Raw genomic sequence first — 20,544 nt, 5'->3', positions numbered from 1 at the left:
GATAACCGGTTAACGATAGGTTGATTCGCCCGTTTCGTCCGCAAAGATCTGCAAATGAGAAGGCAACATTGAAAATTGGCACGGGAGCACCCCGCCATAATCACCATCCAAGTTAAGTTGCACATAATCCGGTGTCGTCACCTTCAAACTATCAGTTCTAAAATGCATAACATGTGGATCACTCAAATGCTCACCGCGGAGCGCTAACGTAACCAATCGTATAAACTCAGCAATATTCATTTTCTTAATCAATAATACGTCAAATAGTCCATCATCCAGCTTGGAGTCTGGAGCAAGACGCTCAAATCCACCCACGGATGTGCTATTACATATTAGAAACATCATAAATTCATCGTGGAACTCGCCAATACCTTCAGCCACGATTTTCAATTCAGTCGGACGTAGACGGGTCATCTTTTCTAGACCCTTCATATAATAAGCAAGCTGACCAACCATCGTCTTCAGCTTACTTGGAACATCATAAGATAATTCGGTTAATGAACCGCCACCAGCAATATTGATGAAATAACGGTCATTCGCCTTCCCGATATCAATGGGTCTGGTATATCCTCCAATAATTAGATCACAAGCATACTCCCAATGTTTCGGAATTCCCGTAGCACGCGCGAAATCATTGGTTGTACCAACTGGTAATATCCCAAGCGGAGGTCGATTCGGCTTATTTGCCAAACCATTAATAACTTCGCAAAGTGTACCGTCTCCTCCAGCTGCAATGATCATATCATAACCACGCTCTGCTGCATCAGCAGCTGCTAACGTTGCATCACCTTCACCTGTTGTCGCATGACAACTCGTCTCAATACCACCTTGATCAAGACGTTGTAATATGTCAGGTAGACGTCTTTTCATTTCTTCTCTACCTGATGTCGGATTATAGATCAGTCTTGCGCGTTTCATCGCAACTGGCACCCCCTTATGAAAACTAGCTATTCCCTCTTGCTGAGCATCCAATTCGAAATTCGTCTTTCAAGCCAACGTTCAATGGCAGGATGAGGCAACATGGCTTCTCCATTATATTTATATGTTAATCCTTCTAGTCGTGAAGGAATAACGTGGTTTGTAAAATAACCTTTACTCAAAAATAAAGGTACCACGATTACAGTTTTGCCCACAAGTTCTTGTTGCATTGCAATTAGCTTTGCAGAAGCTTGATCTGGCAACAACATGGCATAATCTCCATTTGCGAAATTCCCTAATTCCCGAAGTCGTTCCACAAGTTTTGAGAGACCGAGTACCCAGCGATCATGAAAAACAGGCTCCTTACTACCATGACCGATCAATAATAACGCTTCTTTGCTCGGATCTTCCGAAAGCTTCGAAATAGTAGAGAGCAGTAGCTCAGCAATTTCTGGATCATCGTCAATTGGTTTACCATACGTAATTTTTGCATGGAAACGGAACTGTCCAAGATCACCTTCAAGATCAGAAACGGGGGGCAAGCCGAACGCTTGTCCAATTTCATCAACATGAGTACTTCCCGATGATATAAACAGCGGCAATACAAATATTTCAGTTACTCCATGTCGCTCCAGCTCATCGATGCCATCTTGAATTAACCTGCCTTCAACAATTTCCAAAAAAGCCGAAACAACCTTCGCTTCGACTTTTGTAGCTATTGAATGAACAGCTTCATCCACTAGACGCACCCATTCTGCTTCTCTAGAGCCATGACTAATAATAAGAATGCCGAACTTCATAAAGGCATTCGCCCCTTATCTACCTAGACGCTCTAATGCCATTTTGTATCCGTCGTTGCCATAATTCAAACAACGTTTTACACGAGAGATCGTCGCAGTACTGGCACCTGTTTCCGCTTCAATCTGGTTATATGTACTCCCTTTGCCTAACATACGTGCAACTTCAAGACGTTGAGACAGGGATTGAATTTCATTTACTGTGCATAGATCATCAAAAAATACATAACATTCTTCAACCGATTTTAATGTTAATACGGCCTCAAATAATTGATCTATTGCTTTATCGTTCAGCTTTTTAAGCTGCATGTGCATTCACTCCTATAATTACTATTGATTTCATTGTATAGGTTAAACTATTATTTTTCAAACATTACCGTATTCACGCTTCACCGAATGTTGGAATGAGACTTATTTGCATCCCCAAAAACGCTTAATGTGTACAAAAGCCCTATAATTTTATTATAAAATCGGGTCATTCGTCCAATCCGTATGTTTGCCTATGCCATAGACTATTATAAAAAAGGGTTGTGATCCGTTTTGAATCATTATAACTCACCCGGTGTCGGCAACCATCATGGCAATGGGCCGGTTGATGGTAATAGTCATCGACAAGGTCAAAATCAGCTGAACCATCCCAATAATGGATTGCATGGGAGCTTTCGCTATGATGGTGATATGAGTTCTCCAGAGGTGCATATTTCGCAAACTTCAGCAAGTCAAAGTCTACTGCCAGCCGTCGTACCACATTCCTCGAATCAATTCGGGGAAATAGAGAGTGTAGCTCCGAAAAAAGGGTTCTCACTTGCAAACTTAGTCAGTCATGCAAACATAACTGAAATCAAAGGTTTTGTAGATCGAATGGGCGGTTTAGATGGTATTCTTTCAACGGTTACTAAAGTACAAAAAGTAGTAAGCAGTGTTACTCAAATTGCCCCACTTGTAAAAGTGTTCATGGGCTCCTTCGGCAAAAAATCTTCTTCAAGTGAAGAGTCTAAAAATGATTGGAAACCAAAAAGGCGCAAAAAACGTAAACCATCTGCTGGAAATAGTAGACCACGTAACGGTAGTGGCTCTAGACGTAGAAGTCAGAAACCTAGAAGATAATTCTTACTACATCTCACAACAACAAGTAACACACACAAGAAGGACAGCTTCACCCATTAGCTTAGCTATTGGGATTGAAGCTGTCCTTTGTTCAATAATTCAAAACTGATTTTATAAGAAAAGCACCTTAATAATCCAGAAGAACAACATTGCAAGTAGCATCGTGATTGGAATTGTAATGACCCAAGCAATCAAGATTCTTCCAGCTACGTTCCATTTAACTGCTGAGAAACGTTTTGCGCTACCTACACCAAGAATAGAGGAGGTAATAACATGTGTTGTACTTACGGGCAAGTGTAATGCCGTTGCTGTAAGAATAACGATTACTGAACCCATATCTGCTGCAAAGCCATTCACTGGGTCAATTTTAAATATTTTTGTACCCATCGTTTTAATAATTTTCCATCCACCAACGGAAGTTCCTAGTGCCATTGCCGTTGCTGCAGAAACTTTTACCCAAAAAGGGACATCCATATTGTCTTGAACACCAGCTGCAACTAGGGCAAATACGATAATACCCATTGCCTTTTGTGCATCATTTGTACCATGGGAGAACGATTGGAACATGGCAGTAATTACTTGTCCCGAACGGAATCCCTTATTAATTTTGTGCGGACTCGATTTTGCAAATACTTGTTTCAAAACCCACATCAAGATAAAACCTATTGTAAACGCGATAAGCGGAGACAATAGAAGAGCCTTCATAATATTCATGATTCCATCGCCATTAACAGCATTTAGTCCAGCTCCAGCAATAACTGCTCCAGCTAGTGAACCGATCAATGCGTGTGAAGATGAAGACGGGATACCGAACCACCAAGTGATTAGATTCCATGCAATTGCAGCAAGCAGTGCTGCTATAACGATTTCAACGCCGAACTTCAAATCAGCAGGATTGGCAACGCCGCCGCCAATTGTTTTTGCAACACCCGTAAAGGCCATCGCTCCTAAGAAGTTCATAACGGCTGCCATAAGCACCGCTACTCTCGGTTTAAGTGCACGAGTAGAAACGGAGGTTGCAATTGCATTTGCAGTATCATGGAATCCGTTAATAAAGTCAAACGAAAGCGCCAAAAAGACTACTATCCATAAAATATATATTTCCATATTGACGACCCCTACTCCTTTACGTTAGCTATTACGCATAATGATCGATTCCAGAGTATTAGCGACATCTTCGCAATAGTCGGTTGTTTGCTCAAGTCTTTCGTAAATCTCTTTACGTTTGATGAGCTCAATTGGATCTTTTACATTAGCGAACAACGTTGTAATGGATACACGAAGTACGTCATCAGCTTGATTTTCAAGTTCATTAATTGCAATTGTATGCTCACGGATAGCTAGCAATTTCTTCTGTGTGAGTAGGTAAATAGCATCTTTGATCTGGTGTGCGGAACGCAAGATGATATCAGCGAACAATGTGATATATTCATCTTTTTCACGGATATAGTACATTTCGAAACGGGAAGCGCAAGCTTCAATTCCGTCAAGTACATCATCAAGTGATTTAGTAAGTGCCAAAATATCGTCACGTTCAATTGGTGTTATAAACGTTTTGTTAAGTTCTTTAATTATTGTATGAGTGTACTTGTCGCACTGACTTTCCATTTCCTTCATACGTTTAGCAAAAGCTGAGACATCCGACAGATCAGATACACCGCTCGCAAAGTATTCTACAGCTACAACTAGAGTGTCTGCCATTTCTTCGAGCGTTTTGAAGAAAATATCTTTTTTCTTAAACATGTCAATCCCCTTTATCGACTAGAAAGTTTAGTTGTCCTTGCCACTTACTTGAACTAGTCTACACTGCAATTGTTAACGCTGTGTAAACATCCATCAAATTTAATCATATTTTTTCGCCTATAACAAGTAAAATTAACAATATACTCGATTTTCGCCCTAAAATCACAACATAATTTACAATTACTTTACATCGTCTTGTAAATTTCAGGAATTTCACTTTCACATTCATGCATCCGTTATTAGTATCTCCTACGCATTAATTTGTTACCCATGATACATGCTCTGAAAGTGCAGGTTGATTCGGAACAACATGAATATATGTTTTACCCACAAGCAACGTAATCTCAGTTCCATCTTTGCTGAATCGAACCATCCCATCTGGGCTTCTAACCCAATCAATGTCGATTTTTTTACCCTTTTGGAACAAATAAGCCGATCCACCTGATTCAAGATCAACACTTAGCCTACCTACATTATCAAGTGTCTTATGCCTTGCTTCTAATACAATTAAATTAGTTGCGGACAGTTGCTCGTTGTTGTTAAGGTCGATGTGTGGCTCTTCATTAATCGAACGTTTATATAACCCTGATGTTTGATCAAATATATACCCCACCTTGTAACCTTTCGTAAGGAATGAAATCGAAATATTTGTCGCTAATTCTGCTGTTGCATCAATAGTACCTGTTATCGTTCCATCGCTACTAAATGTGTATTTCAGAGGTGGCTGATCATCAGTATACTTTCTTTTTTCCGCACCCTCACGAAGCTTCTCCAAGTTAGAGTACAAATTATGAGGGGCCTTCCTGTCTTTACTTCTCCAGAAATAAGTTCCGGCATTCGAGATTTCATCTAAATACGGTTTCCTTTGTTTTTTCAATATACTATATGCTTCTGGACTACCTCCTGCATGGGCCATTATCGCCCGGTAACTATCGGCCACATCAATTAAATAGGCTCTGTTGCTGCGAATAGGACCGATCGTGTTCGTCAAAGAGTCAGTACTCTGGAAAATAGCAATTAATCTCGTAATTCCTCCCTCAGCAAGTACTTCCCACACAACATCAGCACCCGTTAAACCCGATTGAGGACGAGCTGCTGAGTAATTATTAATCATAATAGCTATAGGTCGGTTAAGAGCATCTTTGTCTAGTCCTATTCCTGTCAACGGTGCAGCGTAAGGCTTTGGTGTTGGTTCAGATGATTCATTAGGGGTTTCACTTGTCTCTAAAGTTCCATCAGTTGATGTAGGATCTGCGGCATCTGAGCCCTTTCCCCCACTGCAAGCAGTAAGGATTAAAAAGATAGAAACCATACTAACCGCAAATAAAACTCGCAATCTCTTATTCATGCGTTTCCACCTTTACTAGATTAATAGTCGTACTGAAGCCGCTTACAATTTCTATCTTAATTTAATCATAGTTATAAGACGTTGTCTCGATATAAAATGTTTAGATTTCGATTAAAATTCCAAAAGTTGCACATAATATCTCCATCTCCCATAGAGAATAGGTGATTTATTTGAGCAGAGGAAGCAGCTCGATTACGATTTGGATGTCATTTTCCGTCTTAATATTGAGTACTGGACTTGTTTCACATGTGATGTCAATTCCCGTCATTCTCGGCATATCCGGTCGAGATTCCTGGTTGTCCGTCATTATAGCAACACCTATCTTTTTACTTTGGTTGGTTGCTTTGTTTTACATATTGAAGCAAATCAAAGATCAAAGATTACCCGACTGGATACAAAGACAATTTGGCATTGTACCAGCTTGGATATTCAGAATATCTGCAATCTTTATTCTCTTTATCTCCGGCACTTACACATTACAAGATACGTCAATGTGGACATCAGCTACATTTATATATGAAACTCCTTATCTCGTTATTATATTCACTGGTGCTGGTGTTGCATTGTTAGCGGCCTATGGAGGCATCCGTTCAATAGCGTTAACTTCAAGCGTTTTGTTGCCGCTTGTCATCTTCCTTGGTTACTTTGTTTCTATTTCAAATATGAAATATAAAGATTATAGCTTAATGTTCCCCATTTTAGAGGAAGGCTGGCTACCTACTTGGGGAGGTGTATTTTATGTCATTGCTGGTTTATTAGAACTGTGGATACTGCTACTATTTCAGCACGAATTAAAAAGTAAAATCAAATTGTGGCATTTAATTGTATTAGGGGTTTTTCTTATCAGTATGACCATTGGTCCTACAATTGGCGCTATAACTGAATTTGGACCAGATGAGGCTGCAAAACAAAGAGATACTGCTTTTGAGCAATGGAAAATATTAAGCCTCGGAGATTTGCTTCAGCATGTTGATTTTATGTCCATTTATCAATGGCTCTGCGGCTCGTTTGCACGAGTTTCTATAAGCTTATATTTAATTACAGACATGCTAGATATTCGAAAACCTAATCGACGATTAATCAGCCTTACAGTCACTACTCTTTTGATGGGCATTATCGCTTATATACCTTGGCGTGACGATCAAACAATCATGTACTTGCAACGTTACCATATGCCAGGATTACTTATTTATGTTGTTGCCATAACAGTACTATTGACAATCGCAATAGCAGTGAGCCGTAGCAAACGAAGGGAGACGACAACGAATGAAAGTAGACAAACCTGATGTTGATAAGCAAAGTGAATTCTTCAATGAACATACACTTCGCACCTCATTCAGACTTAGCGATGACGTCGTCATTAAAACACATCATTTCGGTACACCTCCAGTTACTGTACCTGCAATATTCATCTATTGCAGCGGCATGTTGCAAACAACAATCATTTACGAATCGATCATGCCAGAGCTTCTTAGATGTTATGAGAAAACAAAATTTATCCGTCGAGAGGAAATCAATCGCGAAGTACCCTTACAATGGACCGCATATGATTATCACACCAATAAAATAACTTCTGATGCACTCGCTTCCCATGTGTTTGAGGGGCAATTATTATTTTGTTTACCATCGCTTCAAACGATATGGGCAATCGATATTGCGAAAATACCTGGTCGTACTCCTCAAGAGTCCGCAACAGAAATATCCATCCGAGGACCAAAGGATGGATTTATTGAGGAATTGTGTATTAATGTAGCTCTCATTAGAAAACGATTAAAAACGGTAACACTCGCTTGCGAATATTTCACTGTAGGCAGCAAATCATTAACTGAAGTTGGATTATTGTACGTTAGTAATATCGCAAATGCGGATGCCATCGCACATATACGGAGTAAAATCGAACATATCCATGTCGAACATATCATTTCAACCGGAGACTTAGAAGAGCAACTAACACCAAGTGCATTTGCTCTATTCCCAAAAACGCATTACACCGGCAGACCTGACTTTGCAGTAGATTGCTTGCTAAATGGAAGATTTATCATTTTGGTGGGAGGTAATCCAACTGCGATCATTGCACCAGTTAATTTATTTTTGCTCATGAAATCGCCAGAGGACGCTTACTTCCCTATCATGTCTGCAAATATCGGTCGAGTACTCCGTTTCACAGGACTACTTACGACCATATTTCTTCCGGGATTTTATATCGCTTTCAGCACGTTCCACGCTGATCAAGTCCCCTACTCTTTGCTTGCAACGATAGCAATGGGGAGACACGGACTACCGATGGAATCCGCTCTGGAGATGTTTTTCATTATGTGTTTAATGGAGCTTTTTCGTGAAGCTGGAGTACGACTACCTAGCTCAATTGGACAAACTCTCACTGTGGTAGGTGGTTTAATTATTGGTGACGCTGCTATTCGTGCTGGATTAGTATCGCCTCTTATGATCGTTATTACAGCAATTACAGTCGTATCAGGGTCTACATTAGTGAATCAAGCTTTAACGAGCACAACGATTATTTTACGTTTTGCTTCTTTCATCCTAGGAGCTACTCTGGGTATGTATGGCTTTATTTTATCGTTTATTATGTTTGTCATTTATTTGGCAAACACTCAGTCCTTTGGTGTTCCATACTTAGCACCTGCAGCCCCACTGAATCTAAGTGAAGTCATTGGTGCTTTCTTCAAATTACCACTCAAACTTAGAAAACGCAGACCAAGCTATTTGAAAACACCAAATCCAAACAAGAAAGGATCAGAAACTTGAAACATTATATTCAATTAATGCTGCTCCTACTCTCAGCCTGTACGCTGTCAGGTTGTTGGAATGCCTCTGATATTGAACATAAAGGTTATGTAAAAGCGCTTGGCATCGACTATAAAGATGGACAATATATCGTTCATGCACAACTGCTAAAGTTTTCAACGATAGCCAAATCTGATTCAAGCGGTGGAGGCGGCGATTCTGGTCCTTCCATCGATCTAGGAAAAGGGCAAGGGCGCACACTAAATCTTGCAACAGATGATTTGTACAACACAGCACAAGTTACCATTGCTTGGGGTCATCTATCATCGCTAATTATTTCAGAGCAAGCTTTACAAGCTCAAGGAAAATCTATTATAGAAATGTTAAATCGTTATCCCGATATTCGCTATAATACTTGGCTATATACGACAAAAGAACCTATTGAGAGCATTCTCTCAACTAACTCTTTATTTAAACTACCTCCTATTTTCTCGATCTTACATGATCCAAAACCGAACTATAATCAAAACTCAATCATTTCACCGATTCTGCTATTCAAATATATTGCTCAATATAATGAACCCGCTATTACATCTTTTATTCCAAGTCTCGGGGTCAATAAACAACAATGGAAACAACCTGATAAACCTTTGCCACTTCTAATGATTAAAGGCGCTTATTTTCAATCACCCACAGGAAAAAGTGTCTATTTAAACCGATCCAAACTTTTTGGATATAATTGGATGCAAAAAGAGATGAAACGTGCGCCGTTAAATGTAGCAAGGGATGGAACAGAATATGCTCATCTAAACATTTCTGACCCAAAAATAAAAATAAAGTCAATCATGAAAGGCAATGATGTCGCCTTTCAAATAATCGCCAGTTATAACGGGGCTATGTTTGAATACAATGAGCCTATGCCTTATCATGAAATGACACAACTAGCGGAAGAAATCATAAAAAAACAAATTGTGAATGTGTACAAAGAGGGTCTAAAAAATGGAATCGATATTTACAACTTAGGGGATGTACTTAGACATGACAATTTAAAACAGTGGAAAAAGCTGTCCAATAACGGAAAAACCTTAATCGTTCATAATAAATCAATTGATAAGCTTGAGGTGAAAATCAATATTACCTACAATGGAAAGTATAAACGGATTGCTTCCTAACGACTGACATGGCAAAGGAACTACATTAAAATCGCCCTTTGCCATTTAACTTACCGCTTAATCGGTTTATTAAATCGACCAATGATGCCAGTCTTGTTGCTTGCGATCTAAACCAGAGAGCCATTCGGAAGTAACTCGAATTGCTTCTTCTTGATGGCTACTGCTGGAATACGTGTGATTAGCTTGGAAAATAATTTCTTTATCACACAATCCTTCACTCCGCGTCCAAAAAACCTTCTGATACAAGAAACTATAATCAACAGGTATGAGATCATCACTAGTCCCGTGAACGATATATACTTCCCCGCCAAATCGTGTTGCCGATTGGAACGGTTGATGTTGCATAAGAGAATCAAAAAAGACTGGCTTAAGTGAATAGCCTACGTGGTCTGTACTTCCCGTTTTAATCGCTTCATCGTAACTATCACGACCCACAATCCTAACAATATCATTAAATGGATAGGCAACAGGCGACCATAGTACCAGCCTCTTCACACGTTTATCCTTTACTGATGTCATAAGCGCAACAGCACCGCCAAGGCTATGTCCAAGCAATACAATTCGTCTTGGATCAACACATTCCATATCTGAGATGTAATCGATAATCGTTCTAGTTTGGTCTACCATCGAGTCGAAGCCAAGCGCACCATAATCACCGTTGCTTTCGCCGCAACCACCATAATCGAAACGAATAACATAATTTCCTTGTGCCGCTAAAGATCTAGCTGTCTTAACAAACAAGCGATCGACACCAATACGACTCCCTACAAAGCCATGGCAAATGATAATCGCCTGTTTCTTTCCCGAATCCTTTGTATTTTCTGTATGGCTATCATAAGCAGGATAATGAAGTGTAGCTGCAAGCTCTAAGCCTTCATGCTTCAGCGTTAATTGTCTCTCCATAGATGTATCCTCCGCATTCTATATTTGATAATTCCTATCTGTATACTATGAATTAATTATTTTAAGAATATCATCGATCAAACTTGCTGTCAATCACTACCTCCTAATTTTATCCTACTCACTTTAACAAGATAGTCCAGGTAAAAATCTGAATAACGTATACAAAGATGTGCAAAATATAAAAACACTTATCAAATGAAAATACTGGACCTCAAAATGAGTTCCAGTATCAATGGAGGTCGTTATATGCCCGCTTGGATTACTTGGCTAACCGTGCATTGGTTGTCGGTCATGTTAACATCTGGTGCCGTTATCGCAGTTATTTTCGTTATTGTTAATCGCAAACTTCTGTTTTATAAAGAATAGGCAACGTTACTTTTACAATTGTACCGACACCACGCTCACTATCAATCGTAATTTCACCACCATGTAGCTCAACAATATCTTTGCAAATCGCAAGACCTAGACCAGAGCCGCCATAACTATTGCTCGACTTGTAAAACTTGTCCATTACGTGAGGAAGATCATCTTCATCTATCCCGCTACCTGTATCTGATACGATCACAACAGCTTTATCGCTTATAACAGAAGTTGTTACTCGAACAGTACCTCCAGCTGCAGTAAACTTAAAAGCATTATCGATTAAATTGATGATGACCTGCTTAATTCGGTTTGCGTCACCTTGTATTAAGATCGGACCTACTCCGAACGTTGCAAGCAAACGAACCCTCGTCCCTTCCTCTCGGACAGCTAATTGATGCACCGTTTCTTTAACTGGTCCATTCAAGTCGAGCATTTCCGTATGTAACTCCATTGTCCTCGCCGAAAGCTTCGAGAAATCGAGCAAGTCTTCCACAAGTCCAGACAATCTTTCTGTCTCCTTGCTTATGATAGACAATCCAAGCTTTACTTCCTCATCATCTTCAGTTGGTTCACTTTCCTTAAGTGTTTCACTCCATCCCTTAATAGATGTGAGCGGAGTACGAAGTTCGTGGGAAATAGAAGAGATAAAATCATTTTTCAGCTTTTCACGTTTATTCAACTCACTAACCATCGCATTAAAGGTTTCTGCGAGTTGCCCTATTTCGTCATCACCTCGTTTATTCGCCCGCCTTGACCAATCACCTTCTGCCATGTAACGTGCCGCACGAGTCAGCTCCTGAATAGGTTTAACGATTCGTTGTGCTAAAAAAATACTTAATCCTAGAAATAGAAGAATTACAGCGAATCCAACAAAGGTCGCCATTTGAATGATCTTCTGTACCATACTATCAACACGTTCAAGAGATGACGTATATCTAAGCATAGATACAACTCTTGAGTCATTCCAAAGTGGCATCGTTACTGAAATAACCCGTTCGCCAAAGTATGGATCTTCACCTGTCCAACTGCCAGTAGACCCATTCATAGCAGCCTTTACATCCCCAGTCGAATAACGAATATTTGGCGAGAAGCCGTCTGAATCTATACGAATCTCACCTTCACTATTTAGAAGCTGGATACGTGTTGATCCGCTTTCCACCATATACTGAAGCATATAATCTGCTTGATCTTGAAGGGTGAGCGAAGACAATGAACGGCTATGAAGCGATATCGCAGATTCCACACGCTGCACGACCGAACTCTTTGCACTTCCGTAATAATAATTCCACATAAGTGTAGCAAAAGCTGCACCTAGAACGCTGACGACAAGCACAATAAGAAGAAGGTAACTCCATACCATTCTCGTTTGTACGCTTCTCACCCTGACACGCTCCGTTTCCATCGATACCCATACCCCCATACCGTCTCCAAAACGGATGGGTCAGATGGATTCAGTTCAATCTTTTGGCGGATTCTACGAATATTAACATCCACAACTTTAAGATCTCCTACATAATACCTTCCCCACACTTCAGTCAAAATATGATCGCGACTGATGCTTTCACCCTCCCGCTCCATTAAGAGGCGTACAAGCGACCACTCCGTAGGTGTTAAAATTATTTCGGTGCCATCCTTCCAAAATTTCCTTTCAGTAATGGACAATCGAAATGGGCCACTACATACTTCCATTGCATGGTCTCTATCAGTCAGATTCGATGTAGTGAAGTTTGATGAAGTTAAATTGGAGTTCGATTGCTCATCATTGGAATCAGAAATAGAATCCTGCTCCGACGTAGATTCTATTATTTGAGGCTCAGCATTCATCCTGCGATGTAATGATTTAATTCGCGCAATTAGCTCACCTGGACTAAACGGCTTCTGAACATAATCATCTGCACCAAGCTCTAATCCACGAATCTTATCCTCTTCTTGCGACTTAGCCGTTAACATAATAATTCCCATACGAGGAAATCGTTCACGTAAACGTTCGCATACTTCAAAGCCGCTAATGGTAGGAAGCATAACATCAAGCAGAGCAATGTCGAATGGTCCTTCTGATTCCGCAAATGCAAGAGCATCCTCACCGTTTTCTGCTTCTATTACTTCCATTTCATTCCGCTTCAAATTAATTCGAACAAATCCTCGAATTGATTCTTCATCTTCTAGCAAAAGTATTCGCATTCACTGTCACCGCCACTCGTCAATCTTCCTGTTCAATCTTTAAGTACGAAGAAAGTCGGGTTACTTCCTTACCCATTTCTTCATACTTGGCATGCCATTTATTCGGTAAATCCGAAGGGATTTCTTCCTTGAATGATACTAAATAATGATTACCGCTTGCCGTTGCCAACATACGATAAGGTCGCTCTTCTTCCTTCCAAACTGCCTCTACTGCCTTCCATTGCTTGACTGGAACAACATACATAGTTACAAGTTCGGCAGTTAGTTGTTCTGCTTCATTCCAATAGTCAAAAGTAACGATACCATATGAAGATGCAGGTGACATACGCATGGAATAATGTCCAATCCAAGAATCTGGTATATCTAAAATTACCCCATAAGTATGATCTAAATACTGCTCAGCAATTTTTTTGAAACCTTGCTTTCCATCCCATTGCATCCATTGATTGATCCATATCGTATTAGCATACGCAACACCTTCATTAGTTGGGGGCTCTTTTACCCAATGCAGTTCAATAATTCCGTCATTGTTCATGTCAGCGCTCGCTGTTGGAGTTGCACTAAACCCATCCAATCCTAATTCAACATTAGGATATACAAGCCTTAATCCGCTTCGTTCCCAAGTATACATATATGTTAATGTACTATGAGCACCTGTATTTCCTTCAAGAACGATACCTTGATGATCAGCTGATACTCCTCCAATTAACATACGATCGTAATAATTAACGTCTTCTGGAAGTTTCAGCTTCATTTGTTTTGCTAATTCATTGTTTTTCCATTCGTATGTAATTAACACGAACGTCGGATTATTCATCTTACCGTTGCTTCCAGATTCAGCGACAACAACAAGATCAGTTAGCTTGTCTCCATTTAAATCTCCTGTATCCGCTAAATAATAAGGAATCGATTGATTTGGAGAAAGTGTCCACCTTCCCTTATCATTTCGACTCGCTTTCGTTTTATAGGAATAAACCTCTAACACATTAGGACTATCAAACCCACCAATCCAACCAGTCAGAAACTCAAATTTACCGTCACCATCCATATCAGTAATCCTTAGCCATGCAATGTCTCTTGCAAGTGGCTGCTCGATAAGTACCGACTGCTTCCATCCATGTTCCGTTTGCTTCATCACCATTATTTCTGGCGTACTGTATTCATTATAGTAACTTACTACAGCTTCTTCTGTCCCATCGCTATCTAAATCGATTACTCGAATGGCCTCCTTGAAATCATCACGATGAGGGACCATTAGTACACTATATTGAGGAAGTGCCTTGCTAATCGACTCTGCAAGCTTTTCTTTATCCTTATCAATCGCTGGTTTCTGTAATAAATCCGCAGGTGCTGCTGTATAGCTGCATCCAGAAATAATTAGCGGAACAACGAGCAATGCTAGAAGAAACGTACTCATCCGAATCGTATTCCAGATTCGGGATATGAGATATCGTGATCGTTCCTGCATCAATAAGCCGATCTCCTTCCGTTAAATAGCTTTTACTCCGGAATCTGATCTATCGTAACAAAGGTGAAACCCTTCTCCGCTAAATCATCAATTGCACCGGAAAGCATATTTACTGTATTGATAATATGTTTGCCTCCGAACGAATGCATCAATATTATACCATTTGGTTTAGTTTCATTTCGAATCATGTCACGCATATCAGAAACAGAAGTTCCTGCCCAATCACGTGTATCTACTGTCCATCCAACATGTCTGCGATCATGTTCGTGAAGCACATTCATAACTTTTTTGGAAAGTGCACCATATGGTGCTCTAAATATGGATGGTGTAAATCCTAAAACTTCTTCTATTGCATTATCCGTTTCACTTATCTCGGATATAATTTGCGATTTCGATAGTGTTCTTAAATCTTTATGCGTTTGAGTATGATTGCCTATTTCATGTCCTTCATCTACCATCCGTTGCAATATATCTGGATGCCTCTCAACCTGTGTTCCCACTACAAAAAAGGTTGCTTTAACACCTTTTTCCTTTAATATATCCAAAATAGCCGTAGTATATCGGGTATCTGGTCCGTCGTCGAATGTTAATGCTACACGTTTTTCATTATGATCTGGGTTCAGTGTTTCTTCTGAGATATCTTCATCTGGGTCGCCTTTGTACGGATTAGAACCATCGTTTTTAGTCTGCTCGTCTGTACCTTGATCCTTATTTGAATCTTTCGGTATTTCATCAGCGTCACTGCCATTTGTATTACCTTCTACTACTCCACCTACAACCGAATCTCCTTCAACTGCGGTTTCCTTGTCTTCCATAGATACTAGTGCCGACAACCCCATTGACTGACCGGTTGCACAGCCTCCTACCCATACCAAAATTGCTGCAAATACAATAAGCACTGCCATTCTACGACGACGCTTTTTAACCTTTTCCATTTGAATCACCTTCTATTCCGCTGATAGATTTATCTTAACGGAATAGTAGTTTCAGAGAGTTACAAATTAGTAACACTATTCGTGCCTATTAGACGGAAACCGCCTTTACATAACAAAACAATGATAAGAGCTCTTCTTATAATTGATAAGAACTGACAAATATCTAAACAGGATTCGTTTCGCAAAAAAACTCTTTACCAAGACTCTCCTAATAGAAGGAGAGGCCTGGATAAAGAGTTTCATTTGTAACATTTAACACTAGAGATATCTATACTAAAGCTTTTGACGCAATATCTGTACGGTTTTGCTTACCTTCGAACTGAATTACACTAACAGCCTCATATGCGCGAGTACGCGCTTCAGCTATATCTCGTCCAACACCGACGATACCCAGAACACGTCCGCCACTCGTTACGAGTTCGCCATCTTTCTCGGCTGTCCCAGCATGGAATACAAGTGCTCCTTGCGCTTCAGCTTCGGAGATCCCTGTAATGACGCGGCCCTTCGGATACGAAGCAGGATATCCTTCCGAAGCGATAGCAACACAAACTGCCGCTTCATCCTTCCACTCGATATCGAGCTTACCTAACTGTCCGTTCATCGCTGCAAGTACTATGTCTAACAAATCAGTTTTCAGACTTGGCAATAAAACTTGTGCTTCTGGATCACCAAATCTTGCGTTGAACTCAATCGTCTTTGGACCATCCTTCGTAACCATTAGTCCGGCGAAAAGAATACCTCGGAACGAACGACCTTCGCTTACCATTGCTTTAGCAGTTGGAATGATTATACTCACGATAGACTCTTCGATGATAGCTGGATCAATGTGCGGCAATGGGCAATAAGTACCCATACCACCAGTGTTCGGTCCTTTATCTCCATCAAAGATTTGCTTATGATCCTGTGCAGGAACCATCGGTTTCACTGTCTCACCATCAACGAAGGCTAAAATAGACATTTCTTGCCCTTCTAGAAACTCCTCGATAACAACTTGATTGCCCGAGTTACCGAATACTTTATCTACCATAGCTTCACGAAGTGCAGCTTCAGCTTCTTCTAAAGTAGCTGCTACAGTTACACCTTTACCTGCTGCTAATCCATCCGTTTTAATAACGGCTGGCAACGAATGTTGACGCAAATAAGTTAATGCCGCCCTGTAATCAGTGAACGTTTCGTATTTTGCAGTAGGGATATTATATTTTTTCAATAGGTTTTTCATAAAAATTTTGCTGCCTTCAATCTCAGCCGCTAGTTTGTTTGGTCCAAACGCAGGAATACCTGCTGCTTCGAATGCATCCACAATACCATCCGCAAGCGGATCATCTGGTCCAACAAATACGAGATCAATAGCAGTATCTTTTGCGTAACGAGTTAATTCATCGAATTGCGATACCGCTAGTGGTACACATTCTGCAAGCTGGGCAATACCTGCATTACCCGGTGCACAGAATAGCTTTGTTACTTTCTCACTTTTCTTCAGCGCCCACACGATTGCATGTTCCCGCCCGCCGCCGCCAATAACCAAAATACGCATATCCGTAAACCTCCCCGAATTAAAAGATTACAGTATTAATGTTTAAAGTGACGTACGCTAGTAAACACCATAGCAATTCCGTTAGCGTTCGCAGCTGCGATTGACTCCTCGTCCTTAATAGAGCCACCTGGTTGGATAATCGCTTTAATGCCAGCTTTAGCTGCAAGCTCAACTGTATCGCCCATTGGGAAAAATGCATCAGATGCTAAGATGGAGCCAGATGCCTTCTCGCCTGCTTGCTCAATTGCAATGCGGGCTGCTCCGACACGATTCATCTGTCCAGCACCAACGCCAACCGTCATATCGTCCTTCGCTAACAAGATCGCATTCGACTTTACATGCTTAACAACTTTCCAGCCGAACAACAATTGTTTCATCTCTTCAGCAGTTGGCTTGCGGTCAGTTACAATGTTCAAATCAGCTTCTGTCAGGCTATGAACATCACTTTCTTGTACGAGCATGCCACCGTCAACTGATGTTACGAGCCATTCTGACTTACGTTCAGCCGCCGTAGTCATTTCTCCAAGTTTAAGAAGTCGAATGTTCTTTTTCTTCGTTAATATTTCAAGTGCTTCAGGTGTAAAGTTCGGCGCAATAATTATTTCAAGGAAAATACCGCCAAGCAGTTCCGCTGTGTCCGCATCAATTGTACGGTTAGCTGCCACGATTCCGCCGAATATTGAAGTGGAATCTGCTTCATACGCTTTCTTATAAGCTTCATGAATTGTTGCCCCAATACCAACTCCACATGGATTCATGTGTTTAACTGCTACGACAGCAGGTTCTTCAAACTCTTTAAGAATAGAGAGCGCGGCATTCGCATCGGAAATGTTATTGTAGGAAAGCTCCTTACCGTGCAATTGTTCAGCTGTCGTTACATTGCCAGTAGGTGCAAGTGGTTTGCTATAGAAAGCAGCCTTCTGATGCGGGTTTTCTCCATAACGTAAATCTTGTACCTTCTCGTAAGTAACCGTATAAGTTTCTGGTAAAGGCTCGCCTACTTGCTTAGAAAGATAATTTGCAATAAGAGCATCATAGGAAGCAGTATGACGGAACACTTTAGCAGCAAGACGTTTGCGAGTTGCAAGAGTAGTATCGCCATCAGCTTTTACTTCTTCTAGGACAGCGCTATAGTCATTAGCATCAACAACTACTGATACAAAGGCATGATTTTTTGCAGCAGAACGAAGCATTGTCGGACCACCAATGTCGATATTTTCAACTGCGTCTTCGTAGGATACATCCAGTTTAGCTATTGTTTCTTTGAACGGATACAAGTTGACGATAACGAGATCGATGTAATCGAGACCAAGCTCACGCATTACTTTCTGATGCTCCTCATTATCACGGATCGCAAGAAGTCCGCTATGTACTGCTGGATGCAACGTTTTTACACGTCCATCTAGAATTTCTGGAAATCCCGTTACGTCAGAAATACCGATAACCGGAACACCTTCCTTCTGCAGCAAGTTAAACGTACCTCCTGTAGAAATGATTTGCACCCCTTGATTCGCTAGTTCTCTAGAGAACTCCACAATACCCCTTTTGTCGGACACACTAATTAACGCTCTACGAATAGCCAACTAAATACCCTCCTTTGTAATTATGAAGCTACAATGCACGGATTACTTCTCTTCAGAAACTTTTCTGCCGTTTAGCGTTACTTTGCCTGCGGCAATCCATCCGATTACACTTGGTAACAACTTCTGTTCTGCCGTATGAATACGCTGACTTAGTGATTCCAACGTATCGTCTTCCATTATTTCAACTGGAGTCTGTGCGATGATTGGTCCGCTATCGAGACCTCCATCAACGTAATGTACGGTCGCACCTGTCAGCTTTACACCATGCTCGAACGCCTGCTGAATGCCATTCATACCTGGGAAGGATGGCAGTAAGGATGGATGGATATTGATCATTTTACCGAAAAAAGCATCTACAATAACTGGTGTCAAAATACGCATATATCCCGCAAGTACAATAAGATTTACTTGGCGTTTACGCAACTCTTGAATAATTATCTCTTCATAAGCTTCGCGAGATGGATAATCCTTAGGTTTGAATACAAAGGCGTCTACTCCTGACTTAGCTGCACGCCCCACCACAGGAGCAGACGGCTTGTCACAAACAAGAAGCTCGATGGTGACATCGAGCTTCCCTTCTCGCACTGAATCGGCAATCGCCTGGAAGTTCGTACCTTGTCCCGACGCAAACACCGCGATGCGAAGAGCCGCCATTATACAACGGCTCCAGTAAACGTCACAATGCGGCTGCCTTCCGTAACTGTACCGATACGGTAAGCTTGCTCTCCAAGTTCTGCGGAAACACGAAGCGCTTCTTCCGCTTGATCGGCTGGTACTACGATAACTAGACCGATACCCATATTAAACGTCGTGAACATGTCACGATTCGTAATTTCACCCTTACGTTGCATAAGTTCGAAGATAGGCAAAATTGGCCATGAACCATACTCGATATCGACGTTAACTCCTTCAGGAAGAACACGAGGAATATTTTCGATAAAGCCGCCGCCTGTAATATGAGCCATACCTTTAACTGTAACTTTCTCAATTAGCGCCAAAGCTTGCTTCACATAGATGCGAGTTGGCTCAAGAAGTACATCACCTAGCTTAGCTCCGCCAAGTTCTTCGAATTGTTGATCCAGCTTGTAGCCCGCTTGTTCAAGCAACAAACGACGTACAAGAGAAAAGCCATTGCTGTGAATACCGCTGGAGGCAAAACCAAGTACAACATCGCCCGGTGCGATTGTTGAACCATCAATCATTTTTTTCTTATCGACGATACCAACTGTAAAACCTGCAATATCGTATTCATCCGAGGAATACATACCCGGCATCTCAGCTGTCTCCCCACCGATTAGTGCGCAACCCGCTTGAACACAACCTTCAGAAATGCCTTTAACGATAGATTCGATTTTCTCAGGAACAACTTTGCCGCATGCTAAATAATCGAGGAAAAATAGCGGTTCAGCGCCTTGAACGATAATATCGTTTACGCACATTGCAACCGCGTCAATCCCAATCGTGTCGTGCTTATCCATAGCAAAAGCAAGCATAAGCTTCGTACCAACGCCATCCGTACCAGATACTAGCACAGGCTCCTCATATTTGTCCTTATTTAGGCCAAACAATCCGCCGAAACCTCCGAGCTCAGCCATTACCTCTGGACGGTAAGTCCGTTTCACGTGCTTCTTCATCCGTTCAACCGCTTCATTGCCTGCAGCAATGTCGACGCCTGCCTTTTTGTATGCTTCTGACACCTGGGGTCATCTCCTTCTATATATACAGTTTCACTATTAGAAAGTCCGTT

At 41.0% G+C, this 20,544-nt stretch carries 20 protein-coding genes; 5 read left to right on the top strand and 15 right to left on the bottom strand.

Annotation, left to right across the window (positions count from 1 at the left end):
* Positions 1 to 9: 9 nt before the first annotated feature.
* From I6N90_RS14550 to I6N90_RS14540, 3 genes are read right to left on the bottom strand one after another with little or no spacing between them, the layout of a single operon-like run.
* A complete protein-coding gene (locus I6N90_RS14550; protein WP_197936322.1) occupies positions 10 to 918 on the bottom strand; it encodes a diacylglycerol kinase in 909 nt (302 codons plus the stop codon).
* A gap of 29 nt (positions 919 to 947) precedes the next feature.
* Positions 948 to 1,718: a sirohydrochlorin chelatase gene (locus I6N90_RS14545; protein WP_197936321.1), complete on the bottom strand. Its 771-nt coding sequence runs from the start codon at positions 1,716 to 1,718 to the stop codon at positions 948 to 950.
* A gap of 15 nt (positions 1,719 to 1,733) precedes the next feature.
* Entirely contained in the window at positions 1,734 to 2,024 is a 291-nt protein-coding gene (locus I6N90_RS14540) for a YerC/YecD family TrpR-related protein (RefSeq protein ID WP_020619046.1), read from the bottom strand.
* 231 nt (positions 2,025 to 2,255) lie between these two features.
* On the opposite strand from I6N90_RS14540, the gene I6N90_RS14535 reads away from it, so the two are divergent.
* A complete protein-coding gene (locus I6N90_RS14535) occupies positions 2,256 to 2,822 on the top strand; it encodes a hypothetical protein (protein WP_197936320.1) in 567 nt (188 codons plus the stop codon).
* 111 nt (positions 2,823 to 2,933) lie between these two features.
* On the opposite strand, the gene I6N90_RS14530 is transcribed toward I6N90_RS14535, so the two are convergent.
* The 3 genes from I6N90_RS14530 to I6N90_RS14520 form a co-directional block, all read right to left on the bottom strand.
* Positions 2,934 to 3,929: an inorganic phosphate transporter gene (locus I6N90_RS14530; protein WP_197936319.1), complete on the bottom strand. Its 996-nt coding sequence runs from the start codon at positions 3,927 to 3,929 to the stop codon at positions 2,934 to 2,936.
* A gap of 24 nt (positions 3,930 to 3,953) precedes the next feature.
* Positions 3,954 to 4,565 (bottom strand): DUF47 domain-containing protein, encoded by a 612-nt coding sequence (locus tag I6N90_RS14525; protein ID WP_197936318.1) that lies wholly within the window; start codon positions 4,563 to 4,565, stop codon positions 3,954 to 3,956.
* Between the two features lie 256 nt (positions 4,566 to 4,821).
* The gene (locus tag I6N90_RS14520; protein WP_197936317.1) at positions 4,822 to 5,913 is read right to left on the bottom strand and encodes a DUF3048 domain-containing protein; all 1,092 of its coding nucleotides are present in this window, start codon (positions 5,911 to 5,913) and stop codon (positions 4,822 to 4,824) included.
* 161 nt (positions 5,914 to 6,074) lie between these two features.
* Here I6N90_RS14520 and I6N90_RS14515 point away from each other — a divergent pair, with 161 nt between their 5' ends.
* The 3 genes from I6N90_RS14515 to I6N90_RS14505 are packed head-to-tail and all read left to right on the top strand — an operon-like array spanning position 6,075 to position 9,830.
* A complete protein-coding gene (locus I6N90_RS14515) occupies positions 6,075 to 7,199 on the top strand; it encodes an endospore germination permease (RefSeq protein ID WP_332262458.1) in 1,125 nt (374 codons plus the stop codon).
* Entirely contained in the window at positions 7,180 to 8,679 is a 1,500-nt protein-coding gene (locus tag I6N90_RS14510; protein WP_197936315.1) for a spore germination protein, read from the top strand. The genes I6N90_RS14515 and I6N90_RS14510 overlap by 20 nt, the downstream gene beginning before the upstream one ends.
* Complete coding sequence (locus I6N90_RS14505) at positions 8,676 to 9,830, top strand: Ger(x)C family spore germination protein (RefSeq protein WP_197936314.1); 1,155 nt, start codon at positions 8,676 to 8,678, stop codon at positions 9,828 to 9,830. Before I6N90_RS14510 ends, I6N90_RS14505 begins: the two co-directional genes overlap by 4 nt.
* A gap of 69 nt (positions 9,831 to 9,899) precedes the next feature.
* Here the strand turns inward: I6N90_RS14505 and I6N90_RS14500 are convergent, their stop codons facing one another.
* Positions 9,900 to 10,733 carry an alpha/beta hydrolase gene (locus I6N90_RS14500; protein ID WP_197936313.1) on the bottom strand — a complete coding sequence of 278 codons (834 nt, stop codon included), beginning with the start codon at positions 10,731 to 10,733 and terminating at the stop codon, positions 9,900 to 9,902.
* A 216-nt stretch (positions 10,734 to 10,949) separates the two neighbouring features.
* On the opposite strand from I6N90_RS14500, the gene I6N90_RS24815 reads away from it, so the two are divergent.
* Complete coding sequence (locus I6N90_RS24815; RefSeq protein ID WP_232243000.1) at positions 10,950 to 11,099, top strand: hypothetical protein; 150 nt, start codon at positions 10,950 to 10,952, stop codon at positions 11,097 to 11,099.
* On the opposite strand, the gene I6N90_RS14495 is transcribed toward I6N90_RS24815, so the two are convergent.
* From I6N90_RS14495 to purM, 8 genes are all read right to left on the bottom strand, one after another.
* A complete protein-coding gene (locus tag I6N90_RS14495) occupies positions 11,068 to 12,498 on the bottom strand; it encodes a sensor histidine kinase (RefSeq protein WP_197936312.1) in 1,431 nt (476 codons plus the stop codon). The two genes, I6N90_RS24815 and I6N90_RS14495, sit on opposite strands and share 32 nt — an antisense overlap.
* Positions 12,474 to 13,277, bottom strand: a complete 804-nt coding sequence (locus I6N90_RS14490) for a response regulator transcription factor (protein ID WP_197936311.1) — start codon at positions 13,275 to 13,277, stop codon at positions 12,474 to 12,476. Before I6N90_RS14490 ends, I6N90_RS14495 begins: the two co-directional genes overlap by 25 nt.
* 19 nt (positions 13,278 to 13,296) lie before the next feature.
* Entirely contained in the window at positions 13,297 to 14,748 is a 1,452-nt protein-coding gene (locus I6N90_RS14485; RefSeq protein WP_197936310.1) for an FG-GAP repeat domain-containing protein, read from the bottom strand.
* A 29-nt stretch (positions 14,749 to 14,777) separates the two neighbouring features.
* Complete coding sequence (locus tag I6N90_RS14480; protein ID WP_197936309.1) at positions 14,778 to 15,680, bottom strand: polysaccharide deacetylase family protein; 903 nt, start codon at positions 15,678 to 15,680, stop codon at positions 14,778 to 14,780.
* Positions 15,681 to 15,948: 268 nt separating this feature from the next.
* Positions 15,949 to 17,214: a phosphoribosylamine--glycine ligase gene (gene purD, locus I6N90_RS14475; protein ID WP_197936308.1), complete on the bottom strand. Its 1,266-nt coding sequence runs from the start codon at positions 17,212 to 17,214 to the stop codon at positions 15,949 to 15,951.
* A 35-nt stretch (positions 17,215 to 17,249) separates the two neighbouring features.
* On the bottom strand, positions 17,250 to 18,797 hold the full coding sequence (gene purH, locus I6N90_RS14470) for a bifunctional phosphoribosylaminoimidazolecarboxamide formyltransferase/IMP cyclohydrolase (RefSeq protein ID WP_197936307.1): 1,548 nt from the start codon (positions 18,795 to 18,797) through the stop codon (positions 17,250 to 17,252).
* A 42-nt stretch (positions 18,798 to 18,839) separates the two neighbouring features.
* Entirely contained in the window at positions 18,840 to 19,451 is a 612-nt protein-coding gene (gene purN, locus I6N90_RS14465; RefSeq protein ID WP_197936306.1) for a phosphoribosylglycinamide formyltransferase, read from the bottom strand.
* Positions 19,451 to 20,494: a phosphoribosylformylglycinamidine cyclo-ligase gene (gene purM, locus I6N90_RS14460; RefSeq protein WP_197936305.1), complete on the bottom strand. Its 1,044-nt coding sequence runs from the start codon at positions 20,492 to 20,494 to the stop codon at positions 19,451 to 19,453. Before purM ends, purN begins: the two co-directional genes overlap by 1 nt.
* Between the last annotated feature and the right edge of the window lie 50 nt (positions 20,495 to 20,544).

The sequence above is a fragment of the Paenibacillus sp. GSMTC-2017 genome (assembly GCF_016019935.1).
Taxonomy (GTDB): Bacteria; Bacillota; Bacilli; order Paenibacillales; family Paenibacillaceae; genus Pristimantibacillus.
The sequence above is the reverse complement of the archived record's forward strand: the minus strand, read 5'-3'. Positions and strand labels throughout refer to the sequence as shown.